General features: G+C 37.1%; 12 protein-coding genes. 9 read left to right on the top strand and 3 right to left on the bottom strand.

The features are described from left to right. The first annotated feature begins 16 nt into the window (after positions 1 to 16). Genes recG through ACLLO5_RS14445 form a run of 3 tightly spaced genes read left to right on the top strand, consistent with a single transcriptional unit; the run spans position 17 to position 4,314 of the window. A complete protein-coding gene (gene recG / locus ACLLO5_RS14455) occupies positions 17 to 2,500 on the top strand; it encodes an ATP-dependent DNA helicase RecG (RefSeq protein WP_413171211.1) in 2,484 nt (827 codons plus the stop codon). A gap of 30 nt (positions 2,501 to 2,530) precedes the next feature. Continuing rightward, the gene (locus ACLLO5_RS14450) at positions 2,531 to 3,631 is read left to right on the top strand and encodes an AAA family ATPase (RefSeq protein ID WP_413171210.1); all 1,101 of its coding nucleotides are present in this window, start codon (positions 2,531 to 2,533) and stop codon (positions 3,629 to 3,631) included. Further along, on the top strand, positions 3,631 to 4,314 hold the full coding sequence (locus ACLLO5_RS14445) for a DUF4276 family protein (RefSeq protein WP_413171209.1): 684 nt from the start codon (positions 3,631 to 3,633) through the stop codon (positions 4,312 to 4,314). Before ACLLO5_RS14450 ends, ACLLO5_RS14445 begins: the two co-directional genes overlap by 1 nt. Positions 4,315 to 4,401: 87 nt before the next feature. Here ACLLO5_RS14445 and ACLLO5_RS14440 read toward each other — a convergent pair whose 3' ends face one another. Next, the gene (locus ACLLO5_RS14440) at positions 4,402 to 5,451 is read right to left on the bottom strand and encodes a hypothetical protein (protein ID WP_413171208.1); all 1,050 of its coding nucleotides are present in this window, start codon (positions 5,449 to 5,451) and stop codon (positions 4,402 to 4,404) included. 124 nt (positions 5,452 to 5,575) lie between these two features. Then, positions 5,576 to 5,980 (bottom strand): hypothetical protein, encoded by a 405-nt coding sequence (locus tag ACLLO5_RS14435; protein WP_413171207.1) that lies wholly within the window; start codon positions 5,978 to 5,980, stop codon positions 5,576 to 5,578. Between the two features lie 217 nt (positions 5,981 to 6,197). Between ACLLO5_RS14435 and ACLLO5_RS14430 the strand changes: the two genes are divergently transcribed. From ACLLO5_RS14430 to ACLLO5_RS14415, 4 genes are all read left to right on the top strand, one after another. Then, positions 6,198 to 7,703, top strand: coding sequence for a dolichyl-phosphate-mannose--protein mannosyltransferase (locus ACLLO5_RS14430; protein ID WP_413171206.1), 1,506 nt, complete (start codon positions 6,198 to 6,200; stop codon positions 7,701 to 7,703). 398 nt (positions 7,704 to 8,101) lie between these two features. Beyond that, a complete protein-coding gene (locus ACLLO5_RS14425) occupies positions 8,102 to 10,408 on the top strand; it encodes an ATP-binding protein (protein WP_413171205.1) in 2,307 nt (768 codons plus the stop codon). Further along, complete coding sequence (locus ACLLO5_RS14420) at positions 10,362 to 10,808, top strand: response regulator (RefSeq protein ID WP_413171204.1); 447 nt, start codon at positions 10,362 to 10,364, stop codon at positions 10,806 to 10,808. The genes ACLLO5_RS14425 and ACLLO5_RS14420 overlap by 47 nt, the downstream gene beginning before the upstream one ends. Positions 10,809 to 10,979: 171 nt before the next feature. Then, positions 10,980 to 12,143, top strand: a complete 1,164-nt coding sequence (locus ACLLO5_RS14415; RefSeq protein ID WP_413176096.1) for an ATP-binding protein — start codon at positions 10,980 to 10,982, stop codon at positions 12,141 to 12,143. Between the two features lie 351 nt (positions 12,144 to 12,494). Here ACLLO5_RS14415 and ACLLO5_RS14410 read toward each other — a convergent pair whose 3' ends face one another. Then, positions 12,495 to 13,991 carry a family 10 glycosylhydrolase gene (locus tag ACLLO5_RS14410; RefSeq protein WP_413171203.1) on the bottom strand — a complete coding sequence of 499 codons (1,497 nt, stop codon included), beginning with the start codon at positions 13,989 to 13,991 and terminating at the stop codon, positions 12,495 to 12,497. 324 nt (positions 13,992 to 14,315) lie between these two features. Here ACLLO5_RS14410 and ACLLO5_RS14405 point away from each other — a divergent pair, with 324 nt between their 5' ends. Beyond that, positions 14,316 to 14,717 (top strand): GxxExxY protein, encoded by a 402-nt coding sequence (locus tag ACLLO5_RS14405; protein ID WP_413171202.1) that lies wholly within the window; start codon positions 14,316 to 14,318, stop codon positions 14,715 to 14,717. A gap of 654 nt (positions 14,718 to 15,371) precedes the next feature. After that, the gene (locus ACLLO5_RS14400; protein ID WP_413171201.1) at positions 15,372 to 16,013 is read left to right on the top strand and encodes a hypothetical protein; all 642 of its coding nucleotides are present in this window, start codon (positions 15,372 to 15,374) and stop codon (positions 16,011 to 16,013) included. The last annotated feature ends 6 nt before the right edge of the window (positions 16,014 to 16,019 follow it).

Below are 16,019 nucleotides of genomic sequence, written 5' to 3'. Positions count from 1 at the left end.
CAATAACTAATGACCAATGACTAATGAAATGCCCGATTGGATCAGATTGCATAAAGCCTTGGCTGTAGAGGCTGAACATGGTTTTACCGATTTGGTGGGTAAGCAATATCGCTTCAGTGAATTTCTCAGTTTGACTTTTGGGAAATTCCCCCCAGGTTTGCCACCAAAAGAGCGATCGCACTGGCACCAAATAGCAATGCAATTTGCTGAATATCCAAATTGGGAAGTACAAGTCAGACAGCATTTAGTGGCAGAAGTCAGAAGATATCTCTACCAATTACAAAAAGAATTGGCGGAGGGGGAGCAGAAAAGCGAAAGGGAACAAGGGAGAATATACCCAAGCAAAGCCCAAATTCCCACAACCCCTATCGTTGCTGAAGTTAGTAAGCGATTAGCTCCTAAAATTGACCAAAAACTCAGCGATTTACCAGAAATTGGCATTAGAAAAGCCGAAAATTTAGCAAGGTTAGATTTATTAACTATCCGTGATTTATTGTTTTACTATCCTCGTGATCATATTGATTATGCACGTCAAGTGAATATTCAAGAGTTGCAGGGGGGTGAAACAGTAACGATAATAGCGACTGTGAAGCGTTGTAATTTTTTTACTAGCCCTAAAAACAAGAAGTTATCAATTTTAGAATTGATGCTGAAAGATAATACAGGGCAAATTAAGGTTAGCCGTTTTTATGCTGGGGCGCGATTTAGCAGTCGTGGTTGGCAGGAAAGTTTAAAACGCCGTTATGCTGTGGGTAGTGTGATAGCTGCTTGTGGTTTGGTTAAAGCTAGTAAATATGGTTTAACGCTGGATAACCCAGAGTTGGAAGTGTTGGCAAATCCAGGAGATGCCATTGATTCGCTGACTATTGGCAGGGTTGTACCGATTTATGCTTTAACTGAGGGAGTTATGGCAAATACAGTCAGACAAGCTGTAATTTCGGCTTTACCTGCGGCGGCGCTTTTGAAAGACCCTTTACCGGGTGGTTTGCGGCAAAAGTATGGTTTGATGGAATTGAAGGATGCGATCGCCAATATTCATTTTCCTGAAGATAGCAATACTTTAAAAACAGCCCGCCGTCGTTTGGTTTTTGATGAATTTTTCTATCTGCAAATTGGTTTATTACAACGTCAGAAAAAAGCTAAAGAAATTCAAACCAGCGCCGTCCTAGCACCAAAGGGCAAATTATTAGAACAATTTAACGAAATTCTACCTTTTAAACTTACTGGCGCTCAACAAAGAGTGATCAACGACATCCTCAACGACTTACAAAAATCTACACCGATGAATCGTTTAGTTCAGGGTGATGTGGGTTCAGGTAAAACAGTCGTTGCGGTAGTCGCTATTTTAGCCGCCATTCAATCGGGTTATCAAGCAGCCTTGATGGCTCCGACTGAAGTATTAGCAGAACAACATTATCGCAAATTAGTAAGTTGGTTTAACTTGTTACATTTGCCAGTTGAATTATTAACAGGTTCGACAAAAACAGCAAAAAGGCGAGAAATACATTCTCAATTAGAAACAGGTGAATTACCTTTATTAGTAGGAACTCATGCCTTAATTCAAGATAAAGTCAATTTCCAAAGATTGGGTTTAGTTGTTATTGATGAACAGCATCGTTTTGGTGTAGAACAAAGAGCGAAATTACAACAAAAAGGCGAACAACCTCATGTTTTAACCATGACTGCAACTCCCATTCCTAGAACATTAGCTTTAACAGTGCATGGTGATTTAGATGTAAGTCAAATTGATGAATTACCACCAGGGAGACAACAAATTCAAACAACTTTATTAACAGGTCAGCAACGACCCCAAGCTTACGATTTAATGCGCCGAGAAGTTGCCCAAGGTAGACAAATATACGTAGTCTTACCCTTGGTGGAAGAGTCAGAGAAGCTGGATTTGCGATCGGCTGTAGATGAACATCAAAAATTACAAGAAAGCATTTTTCCTGATTTTCAAGTTGGGTTATTGCATGGACGCATGACTTCAGCAGAAAAGGATGAAGCAATTACCAAATTCCGGGATAATGAAACGCAGATATTAGTTTCTACTACTGTAGTTGAAGTTGGTGTAGACGTACCAAATGCCACGGTGATGTTAATTGAACACGCGGAAAGATTTGGTTTATCACAGTTGCATCAATTACGAGGGCGTGTAGGTCGGGGTGCAGCCCAGTCTTACTGTTTATTAATGAGTAGTTCAAAAAGTGTGGATGCTCAACAACGGTTGAAGGTGTTGGAACAGTCTCAGGATGGGTTTTTTATCTCAGAAATGGATATGCGTTTTCGGGGTCCTGGGGAAGTGATGGGAACTCGTCAATCAGGGGTAGCGGATTTTACCTTGGCTAGTTTGGTGGAAGATGAGGATGTGTTGCTGTTAGCGCGACAAGCAGCAGAGAAAGTAATTGATATGGATGTGGATTTAGAGCGTTGGCCGTTGATGAAGGATGAGTTGCAGTATAGGTATGCGCGGTTAATGGGGGGAGCGATTTTAACTTAGAATAAAGTTGATAAATACTAATTATTAATTATGCTACAAAGACTAAAACTTAATGGATTCAAGTCTATTAAAAACATGGATCTTGAATTGCGTCCTTTAAACATATTAATTGGAGCTAATGGAGCAGGTAAAAGTAATCTCATTTCGTTTTTTAAAATGTTAAATGAGATGATGAGTGATAGATTACAACAATATATTGGTATCTCTGGTTATGCTCACTCTCTCTTACATTTTGGACCCAAGGTAACACAAAAAATAGAAGCACAATTAGAGTTTGAATTTGGGGATGCTACATATAAATATCATTTCAGTTTGCGTCATGCAGCAGGAGATACACTAATTTTTGGCGAAGAAAATTTGATTGCAAAGGGGTTAGAAAATAACTCTCGGTTACTATCACTTTTTAATTCTTTGGGTTCAGGACATCAGGAATCAAAAATGATTGATGGAGTAGCAGAAGGTTTGCAAACTGCTATCCCTCTTAATTACTTGTTATCTCAATTTCGTGTCTACCATTTCCATGATACATCTTCTACTGCCGCAGTTCGTCAATCCTGTTATGTTGGTGATAATAGGTTGTTAATGTCTGATGCGGGGAATTTAGCCGCATTACTTCTGAGATTTCTTGAAGATTATAATATAGCCTATCAGCGTATTATTAAAACCATTCGTTTAATTGCCCCATTTTTTGATGATTTTGTGCTTGAACCTAGAGGTAATAATGTTATTCTCAATTGGCGAGAAAAAGGCTCAGATCAAGTTTTTGGACCTCATCAATTCTCTGATGGGACATTGCGTGCTATTTGTTTAATTACTTTGCTTTTGCAACCTGAAGAACAAATACCAAAATTAATTATTGTTGATGAACCGGAATTGGGTTTACATCCTTATGCGTTAAACATTATAGCGGCGATTTTTGGTAAGTCTTCCTATCATACACAAATTTTAATTAGTACCCAATCTACTGCTTTTTTAGATAACTTTAATCCTGAAGATGTAATTACTGTAGATAGAGTAGATAAAGAATCAATATTTAAAAGGTTAAATGCAGAAGAGTTAGAAACTTGGTTAGAAGAATATAGTTTAGGAGAAATCTGGGAGAAAAATATCATTGGTGGAGGTCCACACTAATGATCAGACTCTATTTATTTGCAGAAGGGCAAACTGAGCAAACATTCGCTGATAACATCCTGAAACCACATCTGGCTAAATACGATGTTTTTCTAGATAAAATTATACTGATAGCTCATGCCAGAAGAAAAGGTAAAGTTCATCGTGGAGGTGGTCGAAAATATGAACCAATGAAGGATGACATTTTGCGTTTTCTCAACCAGGAAAAAGGCTCTAATGTGTTCTTTACAACGATGATTGATTTGTATGCGATCGCTCCTGAATTTCCGGGGTTAAATGATTCTGAAAAACTACGCAACAATCCTGAACAACGGGTAGAATTCCTAGAAAAAAGTTTCGCTGCGGACATTGATGATCGGCGATTTATTCCCTATATTCAATTGCATGAATACGAAGCTTATCTGTTTTCTGATCCAAGTTGTTTTGAGTTTATTTATGATAACTGCTTAGAAAAAGTTAAAATTCTCCAGAATATTACTGATAGTTATGAAACACCTGAATTGATTAATGATGGAGCAGAAACAGCACCTAGTAAACGCATCATTGCCCAGTTTCCTGCTTATGAAAAAGGAAAGGTTGCTGATGGTTCACAACTGGCTGAATTAATAGGGTTAGAAACAATACGGAATAATTGTCCTCACTTTAATTCATGGCTTTGGCGGCTTGAATCATTGAATAGCTAAGACATTGATAACCTCAATGTTAAATGTTTAAAAGGGGGGTTTATTTCTCAAACATCACCCCTAAATTTCCACCACAAAAGTTCCAAATTACCTAAAATCCATAGTTTCCACAAACTCTAAAATGTTCTGCTTAATGTCCTCAGCTTCATCTAAAATAGAACCAGGAATATCACCATTAAAAAATGTCCGCTGACTGCTAACTATATACAAAAAGTCTCCATTAATAAAGGCTAATAAACCTCGATAGGCATCTAATCTGATTGCATTACCGTTATTTTCTTGTTTAGAAATTGTTGAACCTTTAGGCATATCAACTAATACATAATAATAGCCCTTTAAAGTATCTTGCAGATATTCTGTGTATTTAATTTCTGCACCTTGAACATTGGCGAAAATGGCTTGTGGTAGATACTTTTCAATGAGAATAGAGTGGAGATATTTTTCCTGTCCTTGAGATTCGATTTCCTCTAAATACTCTGGAGGGAGAGGATAATAGTCAATTCTCAGTAAGGTTCCGACATCATCAGAAAAGCCAACTATTCCTTCTTGGCTTTGAATTCTTCCCCCCTGTTCTGGGGTGACAGGAATGGGTACAACAAAATTACCTAAAGGTGATTGATATACTTGCTGACCAAATTCATCTAAGATGACGGTTTCGTGTTCTTGGGGTGCATATTCTTCTTCTGTTTCTTCTATTGCAGCTATTACTTCTTTGATAATTTCTTCGGCTTCTATATCTTCTAGTTCTAAGGCTTGCTGTAGTTGTTTGATGTAAGGTTGTTTTTGTGTGGGGATAGTCAGGTTTTCATCATCTAAAAGCATGATGACACCAGCAGCAAAGCCATCTAATACTATCTCATCGGAAAGGCTGGCGTTGGCGGTATTAAATAATGCTCCTAGTCCTTCATGTTTTGCGATCGCTACTAGTCTATCAACTATTTCTAACATTTCCTCGGCTGAGTATTCGTCAAAAACCTCAAATTCCCACAGTATATCCGCTAAACTTTCTACATCTAAGTCCTCAATGGAAGAATCAACTATTGCAGTAATTACAGCTATAGCCGCTACTGCCTCTTCTGGACTCAGTGATTCTTCTGATGTTTCTGCCGAATTAAAAATTTTATCATACTTTGTCATAATTGCTATCTCCATCAATGCCTTTTTAGTAAAAACCGATCATAAACAGTAACAATTGTTAGTTTAGCAATATCAGGAGCATTCTCTGGATGTTCTCACACAAGCATAGAGAAAAATTACTTAATTACTTGTTTGGTTGAGCAATACGCGCTTCAATATCTTCTAATGTGCGTAACAAGAGACGATTTGCTTGCAATTGCCAACCCCATTTCTGAATTCTGAAAGCTGCAACAGTACCAACTATGGCTGCTAACAAACAGATAGGCTGATTGAGAGAGATGCCAAATAACAAACCTAAACCTGCAATTCCCCAAAATGGTAAGGCTGCTGCCTGTCTTTGGTTTTCTACAATTTCTGCAATTTTACTAGATGGGATTGTAGCTAATAACTGTTCTTTAATTTGCTTCTGTTCCGCTAAAGATACGGATAAACCAATCTTCCTGCGTAATTTTTCCATCTTCCTGGCATCAGTGCTGTACTCAGTTAGCTCATCTTCTGCCATTTTTAACAGTCGTTCTAATTGTGACATGGTGCGTTCTAGCTGCTATTTTATGTACAGTTATTATCTCGAATAATTGTTAATTTTTTCTGACTAGAGCATTATAATCTTCCTCATAACCCGGAATTACAACTCTACAGCGGTTATAAACTGAAAACTAAAGTATCTACATAAGAGGTAATATTTTTATACCGATTCTGTATGATAGCTTGCGTCACTACTTAAATGCACTAATTACCAATTTCTCATGACTAAAAAATGGTTTCGGATAGGAATGACAGCAATATTCATCCTGTCATTTAGCTTACGGTTTTGGGGATTAGACCGATTTAATACCCTCGTATTTGATGAAGTTTACTTTGCTCAATTTGGTAATAACTATCTTACTCATACACCCTTTTTCAATGCTCATCCTCCACTGAGTCAATATATTATTGGTCTAGGAATTTGGATTGGTAATCATATTCCTTTTTGGCAACATACTGTCAATGGTTTAACAGGTTCTTTATTATCTCCTTGGAGTTATCGCTGGGCAAATGCTTTCACAGGTTCATTGATTCCTTTAATAGTTATTTTATTAACTTATCAGTTAAGTTATCGTCGGGGTTTTGCTTTATTGGCAGGATTTTTTACAACTTGTGATGGTTTATTTTTAGTAGAATCTCGATATGCTTTAAGTAATATTTATATAGTTTTTTTTGGTTTGATTGGACAATGGTTTTTCCTATTAGCCTTAGAAAAGCATTATAAACAACGTTGGTTTGCTTTAATTATCGCTGGAATTAGTTTTGGTGCTTCCATTGGTACAAAATGGAATGGGTTATGGTTTCTAGTCGGTGCCTATGGGATATGGATAGCAGCTTGGATAATTCGCTGGTTACAATCTTTTGCACCGTCACCTCGTGTTCCCTTATTTTCTTATCTTCATCCTTTAATTAATTCTATAAATTCTCAATTGAACAGTGATGAAAGTAATATTCAAACCCCACTACAAAACTTGACTCAAATCAGTATTTTGCAGATGTTTTCCTGTTTGGGAATTATTCCCGCCATAATTTATAGTCTAATTTGGATTCCTCACTTACAACTAGATAAAAGATATGGATTTATAGAAGTTCATAAACAAATTTTGAATTTTCATCTTCAGTTGGGTGGTAATAGCTCTAGCGTACATCCTTACTGTGCAGCTTGGTACAAATGGCCGTTATTAACTCGACCAATGGCTTATTATTACCAAACGACTCAGAGTTTTAAAGATCCTCTTCCTGTACTTGGACCACCGTTACCTCCTGGTGTGGGAAAAGTGATTTATGATGTCCATGCAATGGGTAATCCTTTTTTATGGTGGTTCGGCTTGTCGGCGATGATATTTTTAATAGGGATGCTATTTGCAAAAATAGTTATACCAGGGATAAAACACAAACGGGTATTTATTCCCAAAAATCTAGGTGCTGATATTTGGATTGGTTTATATATAGTTATCAACTATGCTGCTAATTTTTTACCTTGGGTAAAGGTAAATCGCTGTGTCTTTATCTACCATTATATGTGTGCAGTGGTCTTTACATTTATGGCGATCGCATGGTTTATTGATCAGTGTCTTCGTAGCTATTATCGGGAACTGCGTATACTTGGACTGACAATTACCTTCAGTATCATGGTGGCTTTCATTTTCTGGATGCCCATTTATTTGGGTTTACCTATGTCTACTGATGATTATAGAATGCGGATGTGGTTTAACTCTTGGATTTGATTTTTACTTAACATAGCTACATAAACAGCGTTTAGTTAATCACCTGTATTTCACATTTCTTATTGGTATTGAGGATAACTGACTGTTAAAGTGTATGCAGTTGGCAAATTAGGGTAACTCTACCCAATGACAACTAACACAAATAATGATATCGACCAGACTAGAAAATTAAAAAAACACGGCAATGGCGAATGAAAGATTAGCTTAATAGCTGATTGATTTTTCGCTAATACACTGATAAAAATTTTATCACAGTGTCGGCATATTTCTGAATAATCTGCGAATTAATTTAACAGTGCAAAAAGAGTTATATTTGGGTAGGATACTAAACCTGAAAGGTGAGAGAATCCATCGCTAACTCCACTCTTGATGCACCTAAATAATAGAGGGGAACAGTGATGGATATCGGGTTACAAGTGCAAACTATTCCAAGTGTTAATATCACGAGCTTGAAAGAAGCACCAATTCATATTTCGAGCAAAATTCAACCGCATGGCATTCTATTAGTATTGGCAGAACCAGATTTAAAAATATTACAAATTAGTAATAACACCTTAGATGTTTTCGGAATATCTCCCGAAAATATGGTGCAAAAAAGATTAGAAGATTTAGTAGATCCCTACCAACTAGAGAGAATTAAATCCGGGTTATCAGAACAGAATCTGGATTTTATTAACCCTACAAAAATTTGGATTAGAAAAAAAGGTGATGATTATTCAGTATTTGATGCTATATTTCACCGAAATTCGGAAGGGTTTTTGATTTTAGAATTAGAACCAGCTATTTCTCAAGAAAATATTCCCTTTCTCAGTTTTTACCATTTAGCAAGAGCATCTATCAATCGTTTAGAAAGTACGAAGAACCTGCGGGAATTTTGTCAAATTATTGTCCAAGAAGTGCAGAAAGTGACCGATTTTGATCGGGTTATGCTTTATAAATTCGATGATGATGGACATGGTTCTGTGATTGCTGAGGAAAAAATAGCCGAGTTAGAGCCTTATTTAGGGTTACACTATCCAGAATCAGATATTCCCAAACCTGCGAGAAAGTTATTTATTGAGAATTCTATTAGGTTAATTCCTAATGCTAATTTTGAACCTGTAGAAATTTTTCCTGTCAATAATCCGGTAACTGATCGTCCTGTTGATTTAACAAAATCTAGTCTGAGAAGTGCTGCCAATTGCCATGTAGAATATTTACATAATATGGGCGTTGGTGCTTCTTTGACTATCTCTTTGATTAAAGATCAAAAGCTTTGGGGTTTAATTGCTTGTCATCATCAAACACCCAAATATGTTTCTTATGAATTGCGGAAAGCGTGCGAATTTTTAGGAAGAGTGATATTTTCAGAAATTTCCGCTAGAGAAGAAACAGAAGATTATGATTATCGGATGAATTTGACATATATTCAAACGCTGTTAGTTGAATATATGTCCCAAGAAGATAACTTCATTGATGGTTTGGTGAAAAATCAGCCAAATCTTCTAGATTTAACCAGTGCTAAAGGAGCCGCTGTTTGCTTTGGGGGAAATTACACCCTGATTGGTGAAACGCCCAAAGAGGAAGATTTGAATTTTTTGGTAGAATGGCTGAAAAATAATGTAGATGATGAAGTATTTTATACGGATTCTCTGCCTAGTTTATACCCAGATGCAATTAGCTTCAAAAATGTTGCTAGTGGGTTGTTAGCTATTCCTATTTCCCAGCGAAATTATGTTTTGTGGTTTAGACCAGAAGTGATTCAAACAGTTAATTGGGGTGGAGATCCTAATAAAGCTTTTGAAGTGAATCAATCACAGGGAAATTTACGTCTGTGTCCCCGTAAATCATTTGAACTGTGGAAAGAAACAGTTAGGTTAACTTCTTTACCGTGGCGATTTGTAGAAATCAAAGCAGCATTAGAATTACGGAAAGCAATTGTTAATATTGTTCTGCGTCAAGCGGATGAATTAGCGCAGTTAGCACAGGATTTAGAAAGGTCTAATGCGGAATTGAAAAAGTTTGCTTATGTGGCTTCCCATGATTTGCAAGAACCACTTAATCAAGTAGCTAATTATGTGCAGTTATTAGAAATGCGCTATGAAGCTCAACTTGATGAAGATGCGAAGGAATTTATTAATTATGCAGTCGAGGGAGTGAGCTTAATGCAAACCTTGATTGATGATGTATTAGCATATTCCAAAGTAGATACTCAAGCGATCGCATTTCAAGCAACTGAAGTAGATACAGCCTTAGAACGAGCGTTAAGCAACTTACGCAAGCGCATTTCTGAAACCGGGACAACTATTACCCATGACTCTTTACCCACTGTCATGGCTGATGGAACTCAACTGATGCAGCTATTTTTGAACCTGGTAGGTAACGCCATCAAGTTCCGCAGTAACGAACCACCGCAAATTCATATAGGTGCAGAAAGACTAGAGGATGAATGGTTATTCTCAGTACGCGATAATGGAATTGGCATAGATCCGCAATTTAGCGATCGCATTTTTATCATCTTTCAACGCCTACACACACGGGATGAATATCCAGGAACAGGTATGGGCTTGGCAATTTGTAAAAAAATTATCGAATGCCATCGGGGGCGAATCTGGGTAGAGTCACAACTCAATCAGGGCGCAACCTTCTACTTTACCATTCCAGCCGGAGGACGTGAACGTGAGCGTAGAAACGGAAGAAACACACAAAATAATCTTTTTAGTTGAGGATAATAAAGCCGATATCCGTCTCATCCAAGAAGCATTAAAAACTAGTTCACTACCTCATCAGGTAGTGACAGTTAGAGATGGAATAGATGCAATGGCCTATCTACGTCAAGAAGGTGAATATGCCGATGCACTACGCCCCGATCTCATCCTTCTCGATTTGAACTTACCAAGAAAGGATGGACGAGAAGTATTGGCAGAAATTAAAGCCGACCCCAAACTGAAACGCATTCCCGTGGTAGTGTTAACAACTTCCAAAAACGAAGATGATATTTACCACAGTTACGACTTGCACGTAAACTGTTATATTACCAAATCTCGTAACCTCACTCAATTATTTCAAATAGTCAAAGGTATTGAAGAATTTTGGTTTTCTACCGCTACTTTACCATCGGAATGAGTTAAAAATTAAAAAAATAGGGAATAGGGAATATATCTCTTTATTTCTGATTCCTGATAGCGTTCATGCAGTGTGCCGTAGGCATAGCGTGGCGTTAACCATACTCCTGATAGTAAAGCTTGGCATCAAGCCATACTTCTGAACTCCTGAACTCCTGAACTCCTGAACATGATGGCTGCAACCTGCTCAGTAAAAATCTTGTTAGTTGAAGACAACTTAGCGGAAGCTAGGTTGTTACAAGAATTTATGAAGCAAGCCCAATCTAAAGAATTTAGTCTAGTTCATGTCCAAAGATTACGAGACGCATTTCATGAATTAAATCAGCAGACCTATGATGTAATTTTGTTGGATTTAACTTTACCAGATAGTCAAGGATTATCATCCTTACCCTTGTTGATAAACCAAGCACCCAGTACACCAATTGTTGTTCTTACCAATACCAATGATGAAGAATTAGCCATTGAAGCCGTGCGACAGGGAGCGCAAGATTATTTGGTAAAAAGACAAGTAAATCCAGATGTTTTATTGCGATCAGTGCAGTATGCGATCGCCAGAAAACAAGTTTTAGAACAATTACGTACAGTCAATCAAACATTAGAAACTAGAGTTGAAGAAAGAACTGCTGAATTAGTAAAAGCTCAAGAACTATATCAGTTTAAATCTGAATTTGTTTCCATGCTTTCCCATGACATTCGTAATCCATTGAATACTATACTCCTAGCTGCGGGTTTGCTGCAAAACAATGATGATAAATTAAGCAAAGAGAAAAAATTTAATCATTTACAAATGATTCGTTCTGCCATCAAAAATATGGCGCAATTATTGGATGAAGTTTCATTCATTGGTAAAGCCGATTCTGGTAAATTACAAAGTCAACTCAAACCATTAGATATAGAAGCTTTTTGTCATCAAATACTAGAAGATGCTCATTTAACTGCTTTAGAAAAGCACGTGAAAATTGACTTTACGAGTCATGGTGACTTTAGCTCAACCCTTTGGGATGAAGGTTTACTAAGACACATTTTAGGAAATCTTATTACTAACGCTATTAAGTATTCACATCCGAATAGCAAAGTTGAGTTTGAATTAACCAGACAAGAAAAAACAGTCACGTTCAAAATTAAAGATTGGGGAATTGGCATTGCGAAAAAAGATCAAAAGCAAATATTTATTCCCTTTCATCGGGGAGAAAACGTTGGTAGTATTTGCGGTACAGGTATGGGTTTAGCAATTGTGAAAAAGTGTGTCGAAGCCCATGATGGAGAGATTTTTTTTAATAGTCAAGTTGGTGTTGGTACAACATTTATTGTTACTTTACCATTAATAAAAATATGAGCTTGTTAGAGGATGTTTGAAAAGTCTAAATTCATACATATCTGGGCGGTTAAAAACCGCGTCTACACAGGCGAAACCCACCTCCGTGGGTTTGAAAACCTTAAGTTTGTGTTAGTCCACGTTCGCGTAGCGTTCCGAAGGAATAGGTGGACTTTGTTTGTGTAGTAGTGTATCGCTAAAGCGAAAGCTCCGCTAACGCGCCAGCGTGCCGTAGGCTCTATTATATTCGCCGATAGCGTAGCGTGGCGTTAGCCATAAACTTTTCAAACACCTTTTAGATCCCCCTAAATCCCCCTTAACAAGGGGGACTTTGATTCCAATTCCCCCCTCTTTGTTAGCCGCAAACCCTCTTTATTGATTACGGCAGAATTTGCGATCGCCATCATGTTCTGGATGTTGCCAAGAATAAGCGAAATGACTGACTGCGTTGATTTGGGGTGAAAATTGCCGTAAAGCTGCCATCTGCACTTCCAAGGGTGGACGGCCAGTTATAGGTTCTCCCCACTTACCAGCTAAAGCCGGAATTATCTTTGTACCTGGTTGTGCCATACTCAAAACTCGTTGTACTTGCTCCATAATACAACTGGCATTACCACAAGTAGCATAGGACATGGGATGCCATTCCAAGGAATTAGGGAATCTATCCCAAGGCTGCAATCGAGAATCATAACCCTTACCGACGGTTTGATTCCCATCTGGGAAGAATACTACCCCAGCAGGAATATTATTTTGACTGGCTGGATAACTGGCTAAGGCGACAAAATCTATTATACCTTGCATAGCATGAGCTACTGTCAAAAGCCATAATTCCGATTGTAAAATAGGTTGTCTCTGGTTTGGTGTCAGCAGTGATTTTTGTGCAACTGGAGGGTTACGTCCTTCCCACATCGGTTCATCTTCTTGGGGATAAAGTTTATCAACTTCACTTATATCTCCTGCGGTGACATATCCTTTACTCAAAAAGCGACGGATTAATTCTAAACCTTGATAATTTTTGGCACGACGCATTAAAGCTTCTTGTGTTGCGGGAGTAAATACCCATAAATCTGCAACTTTAGTAGCAAGAGAATCACTTCCTGCTTGTCGGGGATAACGTACATAGTCGAATAACAAACCATCAGGACGACGACGCATGACTTCTTGCACCATTTGGTAATAGTCGTTTTTTGCTTGCTGGTTGTAGGGGTCAACAAATACCTGGGAACGGTTATCTACAACGGCTATGCTATTTTGACCTTTACCATTGCGTGCGATCGCATCTTTTCGACTCGGAATCTGACTGTAAGTATAGCCAAAATTCATCGTAAACATCCAAGCATAAACCTTTAAACCCCGTTCTTGCCCTTTTTTAATTCCTGCGGCTAATAAATCTACCTTTTCTTTGCCAGGAATGCGAACCACCGCAGGCCAAACCGTGGGATTAGCTGCTGCTGGTAACAATACCTGACCATCATAAAAAGCTTCTAAATAAACTTGGTTATAGCCACGATTGACAATCTCATCCATAATCTGATCAATCACTCCCGGCTGAGTGTCACAAGGATATAAACGCAACCAGATAGCTTGAGTTTGCGGCCAATTTCGACGGCGACAATCTTGTAATTTTTGTGAATGTTCTTTTACTAGTCTTTGGTAACGACTTTGAGCATCTTTATTCCCTTTGAGTGCAGATAAACGTAGTTGTTGTTTCTCCTTAACCGCTTTTGGTGATAACTGACAAAACTCCATCACTTGTGCCGCTGCTGGTTGAACACCAAAATGCATCAACATACTACCGCTAAACACAGCCGCAAATAGACTTCGACACAATGATTTTGCTGTGGGAAAATTTAAAGGAGCTTTGTACATATTCCTGATTTTTTTATACTTTTGCTACGTTTCTTCATTAATATATAGCAACAAGAAAAATTTACACCAGCAGATGGCTACGTCAAACTACTTTGTCGCGGATCATCATCTGGTGGATGCCAACCACCTTTTACCCAAAAACGACGTGCTTTGATAATAGAACCTTCATTATGCTGTCCAATTTCAGAAAATGGCAATTTAAACATCCCATCAATAACCTACAAATTACCATCCTGTAAATCCTCAAATCCTGGACATCCTGATTCTGACAATTAAAATTTCAATATCCCACCAGTAACCTACAAATAACAATCCTGTACATCCATGAACACACCCAATACCCAAAATAAAAAATTAGATGAAATCACATATATCATTAATGGGTGTGCAATGAAAATACATCGAACTTTGGGAAATGGTTTTCAGGAGGTTATTTATCAAAGATGTATGGAAATTGAATTGCAAAAATCAGGTTTAGGTTTTGGAAGGGAGGTAGAACAAGTAATTTATTATGAGGGAATTGAAGTAGGAACACGAAGGGCGGATTTTATAGTTGAAAATCAGGTTGTGGTGGAGTTGAAAGCGATAATTAATTTAGAAGATGTTCATTTAGCACAAGCGAAAAATTATTTGGTTGCTTATAATTTTCCTGTTGGTTTATTGATTAATTTTGGTGCGTTAAAGTTGGAATATAAGAAGGTTTTTAATCCTAAATATCATGTTTAATTTGTCTGAATCAGGATGTGATTGTTTATTTGAAGTGGGGATTTTGAGGATTTTTTTGTCTGAATCAGGATGTCCAAGATTTGAGTATTTTCAGGATGTGATTGTTTATTTGAGGTGGTGATTTGAGGATTTTTTTGTCTGAATCAGGATGTCCAAGATTTGAGTATTTTCAGGATGTGGTTGTTGATTTGAAGTGGTGATTTGAGGATTTTTTTGTCTGAATCAGGATTTCCAGGATTTGAGGATGTACAGGATGTGATTGTTTTATTGTCTATGAGAAGTACAGATTTTGGGATGATTTATAAAATAAATTATCTGTTAAATTATTAAATTATCTGTTGTTACTTATTGACTATTACTGTAACTGTATTTTATCATCTTTCAATATTTACAGACAATTCATAAATAACAATCCTGAAAATCCTAAAATCCTGGACATCCTGATTCAGACAATGAAAATTTCAACATCCCACCAATAACCTACAAATAATAATCCTGAAAATCCTAAAATCCTGGACATCCTGATTCAGACAAAAAATATGAATCAGATATTTTAATTATGTTGGGTTGCGTTCCTTAATCTAAGCTAGGAGATGAGCGATAGTAGTATACTTTATTTAAAGTAATTTATTTAGGGTGGTATAAAATACGATCATGAGTTCACTATCTAATTATCTCAAAGACTTAAAACAAGCTGTGACAGTAGAAGAAGACGAATATGTTTGGTCTGAACGCCTTCATAAATCTGCTCATCATCTTTTAGCAGCAATCTGCTTTAGAGAAAATTCTCAAGCTATATGGGAAAGCACCAATACAATATTATTGCCTCCAATTGGATTTTATTATTCAGTTTTTCACTTGTCTATGGCTGCTTTATCCATTGATTATCAAACTCAGCTAGATGAATTGACAAAAATTAAACATCAAAAACTCAAAAAATATATCCAGGAAAGATTAATACAGAAAACATTACTACCAAATAGTTATCTAGAAACTTTTCAAGGATTACAAGATATGAGGGAATATGCTAACTATAGTTTTGGCAAGAAAATTCCTAAGTACGATTTCATGAAAATAGGAGATTCATTTTATACTATAACGGAAGAAGCATTTAACCTCGTAATAGATTTAATTCACAATATGCAAAAAACTATAGAGAATAGTAATTCTTCTTGGCTGACTATCCAAGCAGCTATTGGAGATGGATTTGGAGATGATTTAATGAGGATATACTTACCAAAAGAGTTAGAAGAAAAGGTTGTAAGTTTTTTGATCGAAAAAAATCTAACTACATAATAAATA

The sequence above is a fragment of the Anabaena azotica SJ-1 genome (assembly GCF_047275885.1).
Lineage (GTDB): Bacteria > Cyanobacteriota > Cyanobacteriia > Cyanobacteriales > Nostocaceae > Trichormus_B > Trichormus_B azotica_A.
This window is presented reverse-complemented; position numbering and strand designations above follow the sequence as displayed.